Raw genomic sequence first — 18,100 nt, 5'->3', positions numbered from 1 at the left:
GTGTCGAAATTCTGTACTTTTGAGAGTATCTGAAATCAAACGGCCATGAATCGTAACCGCAATTCATATTTACGAGAAGCATTAGAATTCGTGTATGCGATACTATGTGGAACGACTAGCCCGATCCGTGTTAACGGTGTGGGCTGCGGTCACACTAACATTTGGCATGCTCAGGCTGATGCCAGGTGGACCGCTGGCGCAACTGGAAGCGAGATTGGCACAGCAAGGGTTGGACCAGGCAACGATCGATGCACGGCTCGAATCGTACAGAGATCGTCTCGGTCTCGTTGACGCGCCGCTCCACGAACAATACATCAACTACATCGGCAATCTGGCACAGGGGGATCTCGGTATGTCACTGCAACAGGCTGAGCCAGTCAGCAGTCTGATTGCCGAGGCACTGCCGTGGACGGTGTTCGTCATGGGGACTGCGACCATCCTGTTGATGTCACTCGCCATCATCTGGGGGGCAGTGGCAGCGTATCTCGAAGGCAGTCTGTTCGACAAGGTTTCGTCGGTGGTAGGTGTAGCACTGGGATCGATCCCGTTCTACGTCTTCGCGTTCGTCCTCCTGATGTTCCTGGCGTATCAGAACAGGATCTTCCCGGCCACCGGTCGGCTACCGCCGCTGACCGACCCTCGCCTGGAGTTTAGCTTCCTCGTGGATGTCCTCTATCACGCAGCACTGCCGATCATCTCGGTCGTCGTCACTCAGACCGGCCTGAACATGCTGTCGATGCGTGGGAACAGTATTCAGGTGCTGGGTGAAGACTACGTCCGCGTCGCCAGGCTTCGGGGCCTCTCTGACTTACGCATCTCGACGCGCTACGTCGGTCGAAACGCGGTCCTGCCGATGTACACTGGCTTCCTGACGCTGATCGGTTTCAACATCGGGAACTCGGTCGTCCTCGAACAGGTGTTTAGCTACCGGGGAATTGGATTCCTCATGTACGAGGCCCTAGAGGTGCAAGACTACTCGGTGCTGATGGGTGTGTTCCTCGTGTTTACGATCATGCTGGTGATCGCTGTACTGATCGCCGACCTGACCTACTCACTGGTCGATCCGCGGGTTCAATCGGGTGATGCAAGTGAAGCCTACTGATTCAGAGACAGACCACGGTGAAGAGTTCATCTTCGAAACACAGACCTCGACGGTAGAGGTCTCGACGAGCGAACGGCTCCGGGACTTCTACGAGGAGTTTATCTACAAGCCGGGGCTGGTCGCGATCGACGACTCGCGAACGCTGATCGGTGGGGCGCTGCTGTTCGTCTTCATCTTCATCGCGCTGGTCGGTACCCGGCTGTATCCCGCTCCGGTGACGAACCAGGTCGACCGGCGGCTCAAGCCGTTCGAGACGATGGATGCCCCGCTGGGATCGAACCCCTCGGGAACGGACCTGCTGTCGCAGGTGATCCACGCGACGCCGTCGATGCTGCTACTGGTCACTGCCGGTGCAGTGTTCGCGACCTTCGTGGCAGTGATCACTGGCACACTCGCTGGCTACAAGGGTGGCACGACCGACCGCGTCATTACGACGGTTACCGACATCGCGATGTCGATCCCCGGTCTCCCGCTCGTCATGGTGCTAGCCGTGACGATCAATCCGAGTAACCCGGCGGTCGTGGGCGTTCTGCTGACGATCAACTACTGGTCCGGGCTGGGTCGTGCGATCCGGTCACAGGTGCTCACCCTCCGCGAGGAGTCCTACGTCGAAGCCTCACGGACGATGGGCGTGAGTACGCGACGGATCCTGACCAAAGACATCATTCCGAACCTGATGCCGTACATTCTGGTCAACTTCGCCTTCGCAGCCAGATACTGCATCTTCTCGGCAGTCGCCCTGTACTACCTCGGCGTGTTGCCGTCCAATCTGGCGAACTGGGGTCTCCAGCTCGACCAGGCGTACAACAACTACAGCGCACTCGTCGGGAGTGGCTCGGAGTACCTCGTCATCGTGCCGATGATCCCGATCGCGCTGCTGTCGCTGTCGATGGTGTTGCTCGCACAGGGACTCGATCGAATCTTCAATCCCCGCGTCCGGACTCGGATGGCCGGCGAATCCGAGTCTGTCGAAGCGGAAGACGAATCCGTCACACAGAGTGGAGGTATCTAGATGGCACAAGCAGTATCTACCGAAACACGAGAGCCGGACGCAGACGATCCAGTCGTCGAGATCAGAAACGCATCAGTCACGTACGACGACGGGGACTCCTACGTCCTCGATCACGTCTCGCTCGACGTCCACCGACACGAAGTCATCGGCGTCATCGGCGAGAGCGGATCCGGCAAATCCATGCTCGCCGAGTCGATGCTCGACTCGATCCCCGACCCGGGCGTGCTGCGCGGGCAGGTCACGTACAATCCGAGTAACGGCGAACCGATCGACGTGCTCGACCTGAGCAAAGAAGAGCTACGGAAGCTCCGCTGGGAAGAGATTTCGATGGTGTTCCAGGGAGCGATGAGTTCGTTCAATCCGACGATGCGTGTCGGCGGGCACTTCAAGGAGACTCTCTCGGCCCACGATGCCAACGTCGAGGAGGGGATGGCGTTCGCTCGCCAGCTCCTCGAAGACCTGTATCTCGAACCGGACCGGGTGCTGAACTCCTATCCGCACGAACTCTCCGGTGGGATGCAACAGCGTGCGTTGATCGCACTGTCGCTGGTGCTCGAACCGGAAGTGCTGGTGATGGACGAGCCGACGGCGGCACTGGACCTGCTGATGCAGCGCTCGATCCTTCGGCTGCTTCGTGAGCTCAAAGAGAAGTACGATCTGACGATGGTCTTTATCACGCACGACCTCCCGCTGATCGCGGCGCTTGCAGATCGGCTCGCGATCATGTACGCCTTCCATCCCATCGAGATCGGGAAGACCGAGGAGATCGTCGAGCGGGCGGCCCACCCCTACACGCGGGCGTTGCTCAACTCGACGCCGAACCTCGACGCACCGATCGAGGAGATGGTGCCGATCCCCGGGTCACAGCCGGCACCGATCAACGTCCCGGACGGCTGTGCGTACCATCCACGATGTCCGCTGGCCGACGAGCAGTGTCGGTCCGTCGAGCCTGACGGCTATACGGTCAGTGAGCATCACGACTCGGCGTGTCACCACTGGGAAGAAGCCCGCGAAGAGATCACGCTCAACTACTCCGAGAATCTCGGTGACGCCGCGCGATCGGGAGGTGAGAACTGATGCCGGGCGACGAAGTCGTCCTCAGTCTCGAAGACGTCGAAGTGCACTTCGAGAACAAACCGTCGCTGCTCGATTTCGGCGCTGAGACGGAAGTCGTCAGAGCAGTCGACGGCGTCTCACTGGACATCCACGAGCGCGACGTGATCGCGCTCGTCGGCGAGTCGGGCTGTGGGAAGACCACGCTCGGAAAGACCTCGATCGGGCTGCAGCGGCCGACCAGTGGCTCAGTCAAGTATCGCGGGCACGACATCTGGGACATCCGCGACGGGAAAGCCAATACCGATCTGTCGTGGGACGACATCCGTACGTCCCTGCAGATCATCCATCAGGACCCCGGGGCAGCACTGAACCCGAACCGACGGCTCATCTCGATCCTCTCTGAGCCGCTGCGACAGGTCAGTCCCGACCTTGCGAAACAGGAAAAGCGCGAACGTATCTACGCGCTACTTGAGCGGGTCGGAATGACGCCGGCGGCCGACTTCGCAGAGCGGTACCCTCATCAGCTATCGGGCGGGGAACAACAGCGCGTGGCGCTGTGTCGTGCCCTGTTGATGAACCCGGACGTGATCCTCGCCGACGAGGCGATCAGCGCGCTGGACGTGAGTCTACGCGTCGAGATGATGGATCTGATGCTCGAACTCCAGGACGAGTTCGACACCTCGTACGTGTTCATCAGTCACGACCTCTCGAACGCACGCTACTTCACCGCCCACAGCGGTGGGCGTATCGGCGTGATGTATCTCGGTCAGCTTGCAGAGATCGGCTACGCGGACGCCATCGTGCAGGATCCACGCCACCCTTACACGAACGTGCTCCGATGGGCGACCCCGGACCTCTCGATGCAGGATGCGGGTGATCTCCCGATGCGTAAGATCGACATCCCGGACCCGGTCGATCCGCCGGCAGGCTGTAACTTCCACACCCGCTGTCCAGAAGCCCGAGAGGCCTGTAAACAGACGGACCCACAGACGTACGACACCGGCAGCCAGCGCGTCAAGTGCTTCCGTGAGGAAGACGACCACGCCTACTGGGAGAGCGCGGAACTCACCGACTGACGAGCGTCGAGAGCGGTCCGACACGGATCGGGCGCGACTGCGCTGACGGTAGATTCGATTGCCGTTGATACTTCGGTCGGACGGCGTTCACGTCAAAGCAAGACTCTTGTCGGTCCAGTTGCATCGATTGATATGGCGCGTCTCGAATCGTTCTGGAAGGTCATCTGTGCCTACCGATCTCATATTTGGCTCCTCGTGATGGTGCACATCTTCTTGCTCTTGCTCGCACTCGTCGGTCTCGTCGCCGGTCAGCCGGGGACGTCGTCGTATCTCATCTCGATGATCAACGTCGCAGTGCTCGGGGTGTCGGGTAGCATCGCGTTCTTTGGTTTTTACACGTGTACGCGCCGGGAGAACGAGACGTACTGAGACGGTTTATTGTCGTTGCGTACCGGTGTTCGTCTACCTCGTGGCAACGATCACCGGTACATCGCTACAATAAGCCGTATGAGACGAGTGTCGTCCCATCTCGTGGCGAGACGGCGGCGAGCACCGAAATGAGAGCGGCTCGGCCGTCCGTCGGTGAACTGATCGACACGGAGCAACGAGCGAAAAGACGATCGGCTGGCCGGCGCTACTCGGAAGTCTGCTGTTCGATGAACGTGGCGGTCTCGGCTGCCAGATCGCGCAGGTCTTCATCCCGGTCGTCGTCGTCGGCGAGCGCCCGTAGCGGTTCGATGGCGGCCGGGTCTTCGATGAAGCCAAGCGCCGTCACGGCGGTTGCGACGGTCGGTTGGTCGTAGTGTCCGAGAACCGCGATCAGCGGATCGACAGTGTCCGCGGCCAGTTCAGCATCGTGTTCGGCGACACTGGTGAGGATGTTTGCAACGGTCGTCGTGAGGCCAACGTTGTCGCTGTCGGGATCAAGCACGGTGGCGAGGTCGTCGACGTACGGTGCGACGGCGGTCGGTTCGACAGTCGCCAGTTCGGCGATCATGTTCGCTGCGACGAGACGCGTCGCCCACTGGCGCTTCCCTTCGTCTTCGTTGACATCCTGCATGAGCTCCTGGCGGGTCTCGTCCCCGGCCGAATCGATGGCTTCCTCGGGAACGACTTCGTCCGATTCCTGGAGCGTCCGCTCGACGAGCTGGTCGACGTGTGAGACGAAGGTCTCCGGTGCCTCCGTGATCGACATGCGTACGAACTGGCTTGCAGCGGTCTGGATGATCGGCGGGTCTTCATCGAGCAGGTCGACGATCGGACCGACGGCCTCGGCGGCCTTGTCGGGGGCCGTCTCGACGAGACTAGCGAGCGTGAGCGCGCTGTGGACGACGACGTTCGTCCGCTCGTGATCGAGGCTCTCGATGAGCAACGACGTGTGTTCGGCGACCAGTGCGGGGTCCTCGTCGACGATGGCGGCAGCGACTCGCGATCCGCGTGTGCGGACGAGGTTCTCCTCGTGGCCGAGTGCCGACCGAAGCGTCTCCGACGACACTTGTTCGGGCGACACCGTCTCGGGATCGGTCGACATGATCTCGTGTGCGTACGGGTCACTCATTAGCAAACGTCTGGAGAGTGTCCCAGTTAACGATGGCGATACGCCAGATAAGCCGGTCACGAGAACGGAGACCATATCGAAACCGTGGCGATAGATGTACAGCAGAGGGAAAGGTGGGGACAGATAATGCAGCCAGATGTGTAAACAAGGCCATTAATACCTCTATTTAGAGTTTTCGACCGAGGATATTGCTATAAGATCACATTTATGGTCCGATTGTAGCTTTAATAGACCTATCTATAGACTTCTGAGGAAATCGAGTTGCAGAAGACATGGATTGCATCTCTATTCATTCGGGCGTGGGCGAGACAACGTATTATTCCGCTGCCATCGACTTGAGTCGGCGGATCCGCTCGGCCGTCGGTGGGTGTACCGACAGCGGAAGCAGCGACGTGGCGGGCGGGACGATGGCGAACGCAGAGAGGCCGGCGATCCGGCGCAGGTCGGTCTCGGGTGGTCGGTCGGCCTCGTGGATCGTCCCAAGCGCGAGTGCGAGTGTCGTCGGGTCACCAGTCAGTGCCGCACCGGCACGGTCGGCCGCGTATTCACGGGACCGCGAGAGGACGACCGTCCCGGGGAGACTCACGAGCAGGAGCGGCAGGGCGAGCACGGCGAGATACAGCGGCACGAACAGGAAGCCAAGCAAGAACGCCTTCAAGCCGAAGGCCCGCCGTGACACCGAGAACAACACGGCCCCGACTGTCGCCGGGAAGCTAGCGACGGTCATCACCGCCGAGTCGCCGTTGGCGATGTGGGCGACCTCGTGGGCGAGCACGGCTTCGAGTTCGTCGTCGTCGAGGCGTTTCAGTAGCCCGAGCGTCACACAGACGACGGCGCGGTCGCCCCGACCGGCCGTGACGGCGTTGGGTTCGTCAGTCGGGATCACAGCCAGCGCGGGCGTGGTGATGCCGATCTGCTGGGCGAGGCGATGCAACGTCCGGTAGGCCGTGGGATGCTGGTCGTGATCGATCGAGACGGCGTCTGTCAGGACGTAGGCGAGTCGGTCGGCCTCGTGGACCATAACGACGAGGGCGGCGGCAAGCACACAGCCGACGAGCACCGCCAACTGGTCGGGCAGGACCCACACGACGATCCAGACGAGGGCACCGTATCCCAGCACGGAGAGCGCGAGGGCGGCCACCATGCGGGCCCGGAGGGAATCAGGGCGGACCATACTGGAACGTCGGCCGGACGTGTAAAATAATCAATGGTCGTACGGATCGTCTCCGCCTCGTCTAGTCCGCCAGTTGGGTCCGAACGGCGGTCAGTTTCGCGGGGAACTGCCGGGTCGCGAGGAGAAACGCCACGTAGAGTGCGACCGTTCCGATGATGGCCGCCCAGAGACCGATCTTCAGATCGCCACTCTGTGCCGTCGCGAGCGCGAACTGCTCGATGAGCGCCCCGACGACCGTCAGAACGACGCTACTCACGGCGAAAAAGGCGAGTTCGAGGAGTTCCGGTGCCAGTTCGAGCAGAGATGACTTCATCAGCAGCGATAGATCGGTCACCGATGAATCCTTTACGGTTGCACGGTGGGTGGTCGCACGTCCGACGGCTGGGGCGATCCCCGTCTAGAGACCTTCGAGTTCCCGTTCGAGGTCCTGCAGTCGTTCGATGCGTTTCTCGGTCGAGGGGTGCGTGCTGAACAGCTTCCCGATGAACCCCGAGCGGATCGGGATGATGAAGAAGGCGTTCATCTCGGCCTGATCGCGCATGTCCTCCTTGGGGACCTTGTCCATCCGGCCGTCGATCTTCATCAGCGCCGTCGCGAGCGCCGAGGGCTTGCCCGTGATCGACGCGCCCCCGCGGTCGGCCGCGAACTCGCGGTAGCGGCTGAGCGCCCGGATCAACAGGAACGAGACGATCCAGACGACCAGCGAGACGAGGATCGCGACGATGACGGGCGCACCGCCGTTCCCGCCACGATCCCGGCCACCCGAGAACAGCCAGCCCCAGCGGACGACGAGGAAGGCGATCGTCGAGAGGAACGAGGCGATGGTCATCACCATCACGTCGCGGTTCTTGATGTGAGCGAGTTCGTGGGCCAGTACGCCCTCCAGTTCCTCCTGATCGAGTGTCTGGAGGAGGCCCGTCGTGACGGCGACGGCCGAGCTTTTCTTCGAGCGTCCGGTCGCGAAGGCATTCGGAACCCGGGAGTCCGCGACGGCGACCTTCGGTTTGGGGAGGTCGGCCTGCTGGGAGAGCCGATCCAGCGACCGATGGAGATCGGGGTACTCGTCGGGGCTGACCTCTTTGGCCCCCATCGAGTACAGCGCGAGCTTGTCGCTGAAGAAGAACTGCGCGAGCAAGAACACGCCCATCCCCAGGATCGCGACGCCGAAGAAGCGAGTCTGGGTCATCACGGCGACGAAGACGATGTACAGCGCGAAGAGGAGGAACATCGTCAGGATCATGCGGCCGCGCAGGCCCCAGTCTGTTTTCCACTGCATGAGCGATCGTATGAGCCTGGCGAGTAAAAGGGTTGTTCGACTGCCCGCAGCGTGGTGACACGCCACACGAACGGAACACTGGAGTCGGAGTCGGGTGCCGGCTTTATCACGGGCGAGGAACAACGGCAGGTGTATGTCTCGCATTCTCGTTACCGGTGGCTTCGGCCGCTCGGGTCGCTGGATCGTCGATCGTCTCGCGGCCGACGGCCACGACATCCTGTGTGTGGATCAGGCGGTCAGCGACGTGGACGACCCCGCGATCGACGCCCGGCAGGCCGACCTGACCGAGAAGGGCGACGTGTTCGACCTCGTTCACGAGTTCGGTCCCGACAAGGTGGTCCACTGGGGCGCGATCCCGCACCCGCTGGACCACGCCGGCGGCCACGTCTTCGAGAACAACGTCATGGGCGCATACAACGTCATAGACGCCGCTGGCCGGGTCGGCGCGGACGTGGTCTGGGCCTCATCCGAAAGCGCCTACGGCCTCCCCTTCGCCGACGAGACGCCCCTACCCGACTTCCTGCCTATCGACGAGACCCACCCGATGCGCCCGGAGGACCCCTACGGCACCTCCAAGGTCGTCGGCGAGGAGATCGCGAAGATGGTCACGCGACGGGACGGCATCGACGTGGCCTCGATCCGCCCCTCGTGGATCCAGTACCCCGGCGAGTACCTGTGTCAGGAGCAGGACCCGACCGAGCACGGCGATGGCAACCTCTGGAGCTACGTCGACGTGCGTGACATCGTCGACAGCGTCGTCGCCGCCATGGACGCCGATCTCGGTGGTCACGAACCGTTCCTGATCGCCGCCGCCGACAACTGGGCCGGCCAGCCGACTGTCGAACTGGTCGAAGCGTGGTTCGGCGAGGTACCCGACGACTGTACGCTGGAAGGCGAGCAAACGGCCATGTCCAGCGCCAAAGCCCAGTCGATGCTCGACTGGGAGCCCACCCACTCCTGGCGCGAGGCCGCCGAGGAGGACGTTGCCGGGCCGGACTTCGCTCTGGGTGCCGGGTCGGCGCAGTAGGCCCACCGGAGCAGTCCGGGCGAACCGGCACAACCGCTTTGCACCTGTCGCTCGTACGATCGGTATGTCCCTCGCCGACGCCACACCCGATGGCTTCGACCGCCGCGACCTCCTGCGAGTGCTCGGTCTGATCGTCCTCGTGAACCTCCTCGGCGGTCTCCCGGCGGTGCTGGGCGGTCCCGATTCGGCGTGGTTCGACGCCCTCGTCAAGCCCGCTATCTACCCGCCGACGTGGGCGTTTGGCGTCGTCTGGACGCTTCTCTTTACGCTGCTGGGCGTGGCCGTCTTTCTGGTGGCGCGGGAAGGACTCGACGACCGGCGAGTGCAGGTCGCGCTGGGACTGTTCGGGCTACAGTTCGTCTTCAACATCGCGTGGACGCCGACGTTTTTTACACTGCAGATGCCGCTGGCCGCACTGGTCGTGATCGCCATCCTCGTGGTCGTACTGGTGCCGACCATCTGGGCCTTCGACCGGGTGGACCGTCGGGCCGCGGCCTTGCTGGTCCCCTATCTCGCGTGGGTGCTCTTTGCGACGGTGCTGAACTATCGGTTCGTCGTGCTGAATTAGCGTCTGGTGATTGTGTCGACTGTCACTGAACGCCCTCGATCCGCTCCCGAAACGTATCCTCCACTCACAACTGAACGCCCTCGATCCGCTGGCCGGTTCTGTGCAAGATATTCTCGCTCCCTGCGGTCGTTCGAATAGTGCCCGCGCAGAACCGGCCAGACGGCTCTCGCCCGTTCACTCCACCAGGACAGCATAGTGGTGCTCGCGCGACGGAGCGCGCTCGCGAACGTACCCCCACCCCTCCCCGGATTCGCCCTGTCGGGCGAATCACGCTTCCTGACCGCACCACCGTGGCCGGGAGCGCGGTTCAGCGCGCGACCTGGGGGAGGGCAGGGCCGCGGTTGCGGTTCAGTCCCTGGCGGACTGAAAGGGCGAGCCACGATCGCGCCGAAGGGGAGTCGCTGGGCGGCCACTATCTGAGCGAAGCGAAGGTATGCCGCCCAGCGGCCGCGAGCGAGGGGAGGGCTTTCAGTACTCGAAGTCACGGGTGTTTGCTGTGTCGGCAACTGCTGGCGAGCGAGGCGGGGGCTTTCAGCTATCGTTCGGATCAGCGGTTCTGTTCGCGACTGCTAGCGAGTGGAGAACACAAGCGATAACCACGGCACCGTCGTAGGAGCGTCCAATGAGTCGTTCTGGAGCCTTCTGTCCGCGCTGTGGTGACGAGATTCCGGACCACGAGCGCGAGCGGCCGGGAGTCGACGGGCAGCACGACCCCGACAGCGTGCTCTGTGACGCCTGCTACTTCGACGAGTTCGACCTCGTCGACGCGCCCGACCGCATCGAAGTCCGCGTCTGCGCCCAGTGTGGTGCGGTCCACCGGGGCAATCGGTGGGTCGACGTTGGCGCGGAGGATTACACCGACATCGCCGTCGACGAAGTAAGCGAGGCGCTCGGCATCCACGTCGACGCCCACTCGATCGCGTGGCAGGTCGCACCCGAGCAGGTCGACAAGAACAACATTCGAATGCACGCGGAGTTCTCCGGGGTCATCCGGGAGACACCCGTCACCGAGGAAGTGGTCGTGCCGGTCAAGATCAGCCGCCAGACCTGCACGCGCTGTGGGAAGATCGCTGGGGGGTCCTACGCCTCGACGGTGCAGGTCCGGGCCGACGAGCGCACCCCCACGGACGAGGAGGCCGAGCGGGCGAAAGCAATCGCCCACGAAGTCGTCGATGCGATGGAAGCGACCGGCGACCGCGAGGCGTTCGTCACGGAGATCACCGAACCCGAAGAGGGCGTGAACATCAAGGTCTCGACCAACAAGATCGGGATGAAAGTCTCGCGCCAGATCACCACCGAACTCGGCGGGTCGTTCACCGACAACGAGACGCTCGTCACGGAGGATTCCGACGGCAACGAAGTGTACCGGGTCACCTACGCGATCCGTCTGCCCCGCTACCGGCCGGGCGAGATCATCGATCCCGAGGACGGCGACGGCCCCGTCCTCGTTCGGTCCGTACAGGGCAACCTCAAGGGGACACGTCTCGCCACTGGCGAGGACTTCGAGGCCTCCTTCGAGGACGCCGACGCACCCGATGCGCGACGACTGGGTGCCCGCGAAGACGCCGCGGAGACGACGCTCGTCGCGGTCGAAGACGAGAACGCGGTACAGGTGCTCGATCCCGAAACCTACGAGTCAAAGACCGTTCCCCGGCCCGACTACGTCGACCCCGACGCCGACGAGCTACCGGTGCTCAAACACCGCGAAGGGCTGCACGTCCTGCCCGACGAGAGCGATGAGTGAGGAACAGTCGGTGACCGACGACGACCAGCGACTCGGCGTCGTCGTCGATCAGTCCCGCGCCCAGACGGTCATCGACCGATTACAGGCTGCGGGTGCCTACGACGACAGCCGGACCGTCCAGCCGTGGGACGAGGACAGCGTCGCCGTCCCAGTCACCAGCGTCCCTGCCGACCTCTCGGTACGGGATGTCGTCCGGCAGGTCGGCGAACCGAGACTTCGCGAGCTAGACGACTACCTCCACGAGATGGGGTGGACCGACGCGGAACTGGACCGGGCACCGTCGTCGTGGGCCGTCATCGGCAGCGTCGTCCTCGTCGACATAGGCGACGCGCCCCGGCCCGAAGAGGTAGGTGAGGCGCTCTTGCAGGTCCACGGCGGGGCCGACACCGTCCTCGCTCGCGGGCCGATCACGGGCGACCACCGCGAGCCCGAAGTGGAGGTACTGGCCGGCACCGGCGATACGGAAACCATCCACCACGAACACGGGACGGCGTACGCACTCGACCTGTCGCAAGTGATGTTCTCGCCGGGGAACAAGGCCGAGCGGGCGCGGATGGGCGAGATCGTGCGCGAGGCGCGCGACGAGCGAAGCGAGACGGGGGCCTCGGAGGGGCGAGCGGGAGCGACGCGACACGCGAGCGAGGGTGAGCGCGTGCTGGATATGTTCGCCGGCATCGGCTACTTCACGCTCCCGATGGCCCGCGCTGGCGCACACGTCACCGCCGTCGAACGCAACCCCGACTCCTTTCGCTACCTGATCGAGAACGTCCGCCTCAACGACGTCGACGACCGGGTCCACCCCTATCGGGCAGACTGCCGGGACGTTGCCCCGGAACTGGCCGACGACCCCGTCGACCGGGTCGTGATGGGCTACTACGAGGCCCACGACTACCTCGACGCGGCACTCGTGGCGCTGCGGGCGGGCGGGACGATCCATCTCCACGAAGCGACCCCCGAGGCGCTGGTCTTCGACCGACCGATCAGCCGTCTCGAAGGCGCCGCTGGCGCTGCCGGCCGCTCCGTCGACGTGCTCGACACCCGCCGGGTCAAGGGCTACAGCGAAGGCGTCGCCCACGTCGTCGTCGACGCCCGGATCGAGTGAGCGGGCGACCACAAAATATTCACCGGGTCTCGAACGTCGATCAGTATGCGCCGCCGTACTTTCCTCGCGACCGCCGCGACCGCCCTCCCCATCGCGCTCGCCGGCTGTGCCCACCCCACGAACGGGACGCTCACGATGGGCGAAATGACGACCGACGCCGCCATCGCAGACCGGTACGCCGCCGAAACCGAAGGATTACCGCCCGAGAGAAAAGCACTGCTCGACGCCGCCATCGCCGGCGAATCCCCGACCCGGGAAGGGACGCGTCCACCGTACGACCGCGACCGACCAGTCGAGTACGAGGGCGCGTACTACCGGATCACCCACGAAGTCGTCGACAGCCACACCGAGACGCTGTACGACGTTCGGATCGACTACGACCCGGCGGAACCGCCGTCGTCGGTGATCGACTACGCGGACCTGCCCGAGGCCGACCGGAACGCGATTGGCGGACTCATTCCGCCAGAAGAGGACGTGCCCGACAACGACGGGGTCGATATAGGACGGACATACCGATACCCGGAGGACGCCGAGAGCGTCCTCATCGACGGGCAGTACGACGGCGTCAGGCACGACAGCGCGGTCTATCGCCTCGAAGTCGAGGCGAATCGCGAGGTGACGGTCAACACCTACGAGTACAGCGCCGAGCAGGTCGCCGAAAGCGCCGCCGATCTGGGCGCGCAACTCCGCGAGACCCATCTGTTCACACTCTCGGGACTCTCGGACGCGGAGCGTGACATCGTCGAGACGGCCATCGAAGAGAACTACTATCCCGACGAGACGACCGACGCCTTCCGGTCGCTGATCGATCGATTCCGCGCTCACGACGCGGTCGATAGCGACGAGTACGGTGGCGACTGGCTCACACGCTACGACGGCACGGTATACTGGGTCGATCTACAGTACCCACCGGACCTGTCGGAGTGAGCGCTCGAAACGCCTATCCCACCGGCCGAACAATGGCTGGTATGGATCGACAGCAGATCATCGCGATCATCTTCGTGGTGCTGATGATCGGCTCACCGATCGCACTCGCGGTCGGGTCAGCACTCTAACGAGGTCACGGACGAGTAGCGCCGGGGGTTCGGGACCCGTCTCTCCACCGTCCCTTCTCCGACCCGTCTCACTTCGAGTCGCATCACTCCGTGTCCCACACGTCGGCCATCGGACTCGTCCCCGAAGAGCGCCGGCCAGAGCGGGACCGCCGAGAGCGCGACCGGGAGCGGTTGCCACTGTCGCCGTCGTCGGTCGCACTGCCCGCACTCCCGCCACCGAGCGCCGCCGACGGGTCGAACGTCGGCAGATCGGGCGGTCCCATCCGGTCGACCTGCTCGGCGAACCAGTCGGGCATGTCGACGCGAGCGCGTTCGAACAGGTCCAGCAGCGACGAGTCGGCCAGATAGGTCGCGCCGTGGTCGTCCGGCGCCCGGATCACTCGGCCACAGGCCTGAATGACCGTCCGCAGGGCGGTCCGGTAGTACCAGCCCCACTGGCCGTCTTCGAGGCGCTGGGCGACGCGAGAGTCCCGGGTGTTGGGATACGGCGCTTTGCAGATGACCTGCCAGCGGCAGAGATCTCCCTCCAGATCCAGTGCCTCCTCCATCTTCACCGAGAGAAATACGTCGGGATCGTCGGTGCGCTTCCACGCCGTCAGTTGGCCGTCCCGGTCCTCACTCTCGTGGCTGCGCAGGCGCTGGCCGACGCCGAAGTCGACGAGCAGTTCCTCTAGCTGCTCGGCGATGGCGTAGGAGTGACAGTGGATCAGTCCTTTCTCGTCGGGGTGGGCCTGCATCGCTCGGACGACGATCCGAGCGATCTTCGGCAGCGTCTCCTCGCGGTGCTCGTAGGTCATCTTCCCCTGTGTCACGTCGTACAGCGGGCGATTCTCGACGGGGAACGTGTGGCCGACCTCGACCAAAGCGACGTTGTTCGGATCGAGACCGACGTTGGCACAGAAGGCCTCCTTGTTGAGGATCGTCGCCGACAGCAGGGCGTGGCGATGGCCCCGATCCCAGACGGTGTGTTTGAGGTACTTTTCCGGGTCCAGCGGTTTGATCGTCACGCGCCCGCCCTCGCCTTCGGGCTGGTCGACGACCCACGTCGTCACGCTCTCGGGGTCCCGATAGTCCTCGACGAACCACTGGAGGTCCTGTCTGAGTTTGTTCAGTCGGTCACGCTCGGCGACTTCCTCGGCGGTCAGTTCCTCCTGCTGGCGCAGTTCCTGCACCCGGCGCTCGCCCACGTCGGCCAGCCGCTGGGCGTAGCCCGCCGCATCCTCCAGATCGTCGACCTGCTGGGGGCGCGTGTCGTCCCAGACGGGGACGGTGTCGGGACCGAGTTCGATCGTCGCGTACATCTCCGCCCAGTCGCCAAGCCCGTGAGCCTCGTCGATGACGACCACGTCGCGCGGCCCGAACACGTCCGAGCCAGCGGTCTGCATGAAATAGGCGAGCGTCATCGCGGCGATCCGGCGGTTCGAGGCGATGGCCCGGTCCGAGAAGTACGGACAGCGGTGTTTGACCTGACAGTCGAACTTTCGTTCGCGGGCACAGGGAGCCTGATTCACCGGCGTGTCGGTCTCGCCGGGCAGGATGCAGTCGTAGTTGTTCTTCCCCCGGATCACGTTGAGGTCTTCGAGCAGTGGGTCCTCGGCCACGTCGTCCAATTGCGAGACCTGTGGCGTCGTGTAGTAGGCGTCGATGACCTGCTCGGCACCAGCCTCGCCCGCTGTTCGGGCACAGCCAGCGATAGCGTGTGCGAGCAGGGACTTGCCGCTCCCGGTCGGCGCACGCACCAGCACCACGTCGTTGCCGGCCGCGAAGGCGTCGCGGATGTCCGCGAGCGCCTGCTTCTGGTTCCCCCGGTAGGAGGGAGCCGGGAACTCGTCGAAGATCCGGGCGGGGTCCACGACTGTTGGCAACCGGTCTGCGCTCGTAAAACTGCCGGTCACCGAGGATGGGTCCGTCGAGACCACGAAGTATTTCCCGCGGCGACGACGACCCCGGGTATGTATCAGACACGTCGTGCCCTCCTCCAGCGGACGGCCACAGTCGCCAGTGTCGGCGGGCTTGCCGGCTGTTCGGCCCTTTCAGGCGACGACTCGACCGAGACGAAATCGAACGGGAGAACGACCGACGAGACGACAGCTGACGGCGAGACCGACACGGCCACAGAGTCGGTCGACGAGGCCGGGACACCGGTCGGTCAGTGGCTCCCAGTGCCGTCGGTCGCCGGGCAGGACGACTACGCCTTCGTCACGCTGCGGCCGGCGGCGATGACCGAGTACAGCGACGCGCTGCCCGACGCCCGCACGGCGAACTTCGGGACGGAGATCGGACTCGCCGGCTTCGAGACGGTCGGGACGCTGCGGAGCCTCCACCAGACCGGGGTCGGTCTGACGGTGCTCGACGGTCCCTTCGACCGGTCGACGCTGGTCGAACAGCTGACGGGGGCGGGTTTCGGCGACGACGGCAGCTATCAGGGGTTTCAGGTGTACAGCGCCGACGCCGACCGCGTCGTCGGGATCGGCGACCAGCAGGTCGCACAGGTCGACCTTCGTCAGGTGGACGTGTCGGTCGACAGCGGAGCCGTCCTGCAGGGCGCCATCGACGCCTACGCCGACGCCGGGGAGCGCTACGACGCCGTCGACGACGACGTGGCGACGCTGCTGTCCACGCTCGGGGACGGGCACGTCGTGACCTGCCAGCCGGGTTCGACCGCGCTCCAGACCGACAACGCTGTCGCACAGGGCGGACGCTGGCAGATCGGCAGTGACACGACCGCCGTCGCGACCGCGACCCTCTTCGAGACCGACGACACGGCCGACGTGGAGCGCGTCGAGTCGTGGGCCAGCGCCGCCGGTCCGTTCGGCGAGGTATCCCCCTCAGTGTCGGCTGAGGGCCGTGTCGTCACCGCCAGCGCGGACGTACCGACGGGCGACCTCGGCCGGTTCAGTATCTCGGCGACGGACGGGAATCAACCCGAGATCGCCCTCGACTTCGCGTTCGATGCGGACGCCGGGACGGTGACGATATCCCATCGGGGCGGGGACTCGGTGCCGGCCGACAACATCGAACTTCAGGGGCGGGGCTTCGCCGACCGCGCCGATGCCGACCAGACGAGCGCCGGCACGTGGGCCGGTACAGCCAGTGGCGACGGCAACACGGTCGTCGCCGGCGACAGCGTCGTCGTCGGTGCCACACCAGCGTACCGGCTGTTCGTCCTCTACTCGCCCGCAGCCGGGAGCGGCGTGACACTCGGCTCCGACACCGGCCCAGACGCGTAAGCCTACAGCGCGGCCACGTCGTCGGCGGTCACGTCCTCGTCGGGGAGCCGATCGATACAGTCGAAACAGAGGAAGTGTTCGGTGTCGTCCTGCAACTCCAGTGTGATCCCGCCGGTGGGTGTGTGCTCTTGGGTCCAGATGTTCGCGATCCCGCCGGCGATGGTGACCTCGCCGCCACACCCATCGCAGGGCTGCGTTGCCATACCGTCGCTTGGGAGCGTGGCGTGAAAAGTGCGACTCTCGTTGCAGGTCCGACCCTGTCGTTATCTCCCGCCGGTCCATACTGACCGGCATGAAGGTCGACTGCGAAGGGTGTGCTGGCTGTTGTCTCGACTGGCAGCCACTCACCGACGCCGACATCGACCACGAGCACCGCGGCGACCGCCAGCCACTCGACGGGACGGCCAATCTCGTCCCGCTGACTCGCGACGAAGTGCGGGCGTTCGTCGACGCCGGCCATGGCGACGCCCTGACGCCCCGGCTCTTTTCGGGCGACGACGGCGTCACCGTCGACGGCCACGCATTGGCGGCCATCGACGGCCGGCCCGTCTTCTACGTGGGCCTGCGCAAGCCACCCAAGCCGGTCGCGCCGTTCGACGCCGATCCGACGTGGCTCGACGCCTGCGTCTTCCTCGACCCCGTGACCCTGCAGTGTCGCATCCACGACACCGACCTGTATCCCGCGACCTGTGGGACGTATCCCGGCGAGAACCTCACACTCGACGTGACGACCGAGTGCGAGCGCGTCGAATCGCACGCACCGGGGCAGCGTGCGGGCCAGCGCTTGCTCGACGACGAGCCACCCGAGGACGCCACGCCGCTGCTCGGTCCGGCCGCTCTCGGTTCGAAGCTGTTCGCCCACCCGGATCCCGACCGGCTCTCGGGCGTCGTCGACAGACTGGTCGCCGACGAACTGACGACCGCCGACCGCGCGGAGTTCGTCGCCGTCGCGGCCGCCTCCGCGCCGGGGACGGGTGCCGTCAGCGACGACTGGTACGAGCGCTACGCGGACCGCACCCGCGACGCCGATTCGTGGGCCGGGCGAGCGATAGACCGGTGGGAGGAAATGGCCGACGACGCGGACCGGCCGGCACCCGATCCCGACCGTGCTCGCGCGGTCGAAGACGACGACGGCGCGCCATCGACACCGGGCTGGGACGCCATCCGATAGTCTGCCCCC

The 18,100-nt window shown here is 64.6% G+C and carries 18 protein-coding genes; 12 read left to right on the top strand and 6 right to left on the bottom strand.

What is annotated here, in order from left to right:
* The first annotated feature begins 94 nt into the window (after positions 1-94).
* The 5 genes from AC5FRW_RS00285 (at position 95) to AC5FRW_RS00265 (ending at position 4,615) form a co-directional block, all read left to right on the top strand.
* Positions 95-1,102 carry an ABC transporter permease gene (locus AC5FRW_RS00285; protein WP_493566412.1) on the top strand — a complete coding sequence of 336 codons (1,008 nt, stop codon included), beginning with the start codon at positions 95-97 and terminating at the stop codon, positions 1,100-1,102.
* The gene (locus AC5FRW_RS00280) at positions 1,089-2,114 is read left to right on the top strand and encodes an ABC transporter permease (RefSeq protein WP_493566940.1); all 1,026 of its coding nucleotides are present in this window, start codon (positions 1,089-1,091) and stop codon (positions 2,112-2,114) included. Before AC5FRW_RS00285 ends, AC5FRW_RS00280 begins: the two co-directional genes overlap by 14 nt.
* Positions 2,115-3,191 (top strand): ABC transporter ATP-binding protein, encoded by a 1,077-nt coding sequence (locus AC5FRW_RS00275; protein WP_493566411.1) that lies wholly within the window; start codon positions 2,115-2,117, stop codon positions 3,189-3,191. It abuts the gene before it with no gap.
* Positions 3,191-4,246 carry an oligopeptide/dipeptide ABC transporter ATP-binding protein gene (locus tag AC5FRW_RS00270; protein ID WP_493566410.1) on the top strand — a complete coding sequence of 352 codons (1,056 nt, stop codon included), beginning with the start codon at positions 3,191-3,193 and terminating at the stop codon, positions 4,244-4,246. Before AC5FRW_RS00275 ends, AC5FRW_RS00270 begins: the two co-directional genes overlap by 1 nt.
* Before the next feature lie 132 nt (positions 4,247-4,378).
* Positions 4,379-4,615 carry a hypothetical protein gene (locus AC5FRW_RS00265; RefSeq protein ID WP_493566409.1) on the top strand — a complete coding sequence of 79 codons (237 nt, stop codon included), beginning with the start codon at positions 4,379-4,381 and terminating at the stop codon, positions 4,613-4,615.
* Between the two features lie 205 nt (positions 4,616-4,820).
* Here AC5FRW_RS00265 and AC5FRW_RS00260 read toward each other — a convergent pair whose 3' ends face one another.
* From AC5FRW_RS00260 to htpX, 4 genes are all read right to left on the bottom strand, one after another.
* Positions 4,821-5,744: a HEAT repeat domain-containing protein gene (locus AC5FRW_RS00260; RefSeq protein ID WP_493566408.1), complete on the bottom strand. Its 924-nt coding sequence runs from the start codon at positions 5,742-5,744 to the stop codon at positions 4,821-4,823.
* 316 nt (positions 5,745-6,060) lie between these two features.
* Positions 6,061-6,918 carry a M48 family metalloprotease gene (locus AC5FRW_RS00255; RefSeq protein WP_493566407.1) on the bottom strand — a complete coding sequence of 286 codons (858 nt, stop codon included), beginning with the start codon at positions 6,916-6,918 and terminating at the stop codon, positions 6,061-6,063.
* A gap of 61 nt (positions 6,919-6,979) precedes the next feature.
* Positions 6,980-7,231, bottom strand: a complete 252-nt coding sequence (locus tag AC5FRW_RS00250) for a DUF8151 family protein (protein ID WP_493566406.1) — start codon at positions 7,229-7,231, stop codon at positions 6,980-6,982.
* Between the two features lie 84 nt (positions 7,232-7,315).
* A complete protein-coding gene (htpX, locus tag AC5FRW_RS00245) occupies positions 7,316-8,194 on the bottom strand; it encodes a zinc metalloprotease HtpX (RefSeq protein ID WP_493566405.1) in 879 nt (292 codons plus the stop codon).
* A gap of 133 nt (positions 8,195-8,327) precedes the next feature.
* On the opposite strand from htpX, the gene AC5FRW_RS00240 reads away from it, so the two are divergent.
* From AC5FRW_RS00240 to AC5FRW_RS00220, 5 genes are all read left to right on the top strand, one after another.
* Positions 8,328-9,221 (top strand): NAD-dependent epimerase/dehydratase family protein, encoded by an 894-nt coding sequence (locus AC5FRW_RS00240; protein WP_493566404.1) that lies wholly within the window; start codon positions 8,328-8,330, stop codon positions 9,219-9,221.
* Between the two features lie 64 nt (positions 9,222-9,285).
* Positions 9,286-9,789, top strand: coding sequence for a TspO/MBR family protein (locus AC5FRW_RS00235; RefSeq protein WP_493566403.1), 504 nt, complete (start codon positions 9,286-9,288; stop codon positions 9,787-9,789).
* Between the two features lie 622 nt (positions 9,790-10,411).
* A complete protein-coding gene (locus tag AC5FRW_RS00230; protein WP_493566402.1) occupies positions 10,412-11,533 on the top strand; it encodes a 60S ribosomal export protein NMD3 in 1,122 nt (373 codons plus the stop codon).
* Positions 11,526-12,635, top strand: a complete 1,110-nt coding sequence (locus AC5FRW_RS00225; protein WP_493566401.1) for a class I SAM-dependent methyltransferase — start codon at positions 11,526-11,528, stop codon at positions 12,633-12,635. Before AC5FRW_RS00230 ends, AC5FRW_RS00225 begins: the two co-directional genes overlap by 8 nt.
* A 45-nt stretch (positions 12,636-12,680) precedes the next feature.
* Positions 12,681-13,562, top strand: coding sequence for a hypothetical protein (locus tag AC5FRW_RS00220; RefSeq protein ID WP_493566400.1), 882 nt, complete (start codon positions 12,681-12,683; stop codon positions 13,560-13,562).
* 211 nt (positions 13,563-13,773) lie between these two features.
* Here AC5FRW_RS00220 and AC5FRW_RS00215 read toward each other — a convergent pair whose 3' ends face one another.
* Entirely contained in the window at positions 13,774-15,543 is a 1,770-nt protein-coding gene (locus AC5FRW_RS00215) for a helicase C-terminal domain-containing protein (RefSeq protein ID WP_493566399.1), read from the bottom strand.
* A 99-nt stretch (positions 15,544-15,642) separates the two neighbouring features.
* Here AC5FRW_RS00215 and AC5FRW_RS00210 point away from each other — a divergent pair, with 99 nt between their 5' ends.
* Complete coding sequence (locus tag AC5FRW_RS00210; protein ID WP_493566398.1) at positions 15,643-16,920, top strand: type IV pilin N-terminal domain-containing protein; 1,278 nt, start codon at positions 15,643-15,645, stop codon at positions 16,918-16,920.
* A 2-nt stretch (positions 16,921-16,922) separates the two neighbouring features.
* Here the strand turns inward: AC5FRW_RS00210 and AC5FRW_RS00205 are convergent, their stop codons facing one another.
* Positions 16,923-17,123 (bottom strand): DUF7561 family protein, encoded by a 201-nt coding sequence (locus AC5FRW_RS00205; RefSeq protein WP_493566397.1) that lies wholly within the window; start codon positions 17,121-17,123, stop codon positions 16,923-16,925.
* Between the two features lie 89 nt (positions 17,124-17,212).
* On the opposite strand from AC5FRW_RS00205, the gene AC5FRW_RS00200 reads away from it, so the two are divergent.
* The gene (locus tag AC5FRW_RS00200; protein WP_493566396.1) at positions 17,213-18,091 is read left to right on the top strand and encodes a YkgJ family cysteine cluster protein; all 879 of its coding nucleotides are present in this window, start codon (positions 17,213-17,215) and stop codon (positions 18,089-18,091) included.
* The last annotated feature ends 9 nt before the right edge of the window (positions 18,092-18,100 follow it).

It is taken from the genome of Halomicrobium sp. HArcht3-1, from assembly GCF_058933345.1.
The sequence above is the reverse complement of the archived record's forward strand: the minus strand, read 5'-3'. Positions and strand labels throughout refer to the sequence as shown.

Bases quoted from the DNA above. Each gene is read 5' to 3' on its own strand.
- AC5FRW_RS00275 (WP_493566411.1), top strand. From the start codon at position 2,115: ATGGCACAAGCAGTATCTACCGAAACACGAGAGCCGGACGCAGACGAT.
- AC5FRW_RS00220 (WP_493566400.1), top strand. From the start codon at position 12,681: ATGCGCCGCCGTACTTTCCTCGCGACCGCCGCGACCGCCCTCCCCATC.
- htpX (WP_493566405.1), bottom strand. From the start codon at position 8,194: ATGCAGTGGAAAACAGACTGGGGCCTGCGCGGCCGCATGATCCTGACG.
- AC5FRW_RS00250 (WP_493566406.1), bottom strand. From the start codon at position 7,231: ATGAAGTCATCTCTGCTCGAACTGGCACCGGAACTCCTCGAACTCGCC.
- AC5FRW_RS00210 (WP_493566398.1), top strand. From the start codon at position 15,643: ATGTATCAGACACGTCGTGCCCTCCTCCAGCGGACGGCCACAGTCGCC.
- AC5FRW_RS00285 (WP_493566412.1), top strand. From the start codon at position 95: ATGCGATACTATGTGGAACGACTAGCCCGATCCGTGTTAACGGTGTGG.
- AC5FRW_RS00270 (WP_493566410.1), top strand. From the start codon at position 3,191: ATGCCGGGCGACGAAGTCGTCCTCAGTCTCGAAGACGTCGAAGTGCAC.
- AC5FRW_RS00235 (WP_493566403.1), top strand. From the start codon at position 9,286: ATGTCCCTCGCCGACGCCACACCCGATGGCTTCGACCGCCGCGACCTC.
- AC5FRW_RS00230 (WP_493566402.1), top strand. From the start codon at position 10,412: ATGAGTCGTTCTGGAGCCTTCTGTCCGCGCTGTGGTGACGAGATTCCG.
- AC5FRW_RS00200 (WP_493566396.1), top strand. From the start codon at position 17,213: ATGAAGGTCGACTGCGAAGGGTGTGCTGGCTGTTGTCTCGACTGGCAG.
- AC5FRW_RS00205 (WP_493566397.1), bottom strand. From the start codon at position 17,123: ATGGCAACGCAGCCCTGCGATGGGTGTGGCGGCGAGGTCACCATCGCC.
- AC5FRW_RS00260 (WP_493566408.1), bottom strand. From the start codon at position 5,744: ATGAGTGACCCGTACGCACACGAGATCATGTCGACCGATCCCGAGACG.
- AC5FRW_RS00265 (WP_493566409.1), top strand. From the start codon at position 4,379: ATGGCGCGTCTCGAATCGTTCTGGAAGGTCATCTGTGCCTACCGATCT.
- AC5FRW_RS00240 (WP_493566404.1), top strand. From the start codon at position 8,328: ATGTCTCGCATTCTCGTTACCGGTGGCTTCGGCCGCTCGGGTCGCTGG.
- AC5FRW_RS00225 (WP_493566401.1), top strand. From the start codon at position 11,526: ATGAGTGAGGAACAGTCGGTGACCGACGACGACCAGCGACTCGGCGTC.
- AC5FRW_RS00255 (WP_493566407.1), bottom strand. From the start codon at position 6,918: ATGGTCCGCCCTGATTCCCTCCGGGCCCGCATGGTGGCCGCCCTCGCG.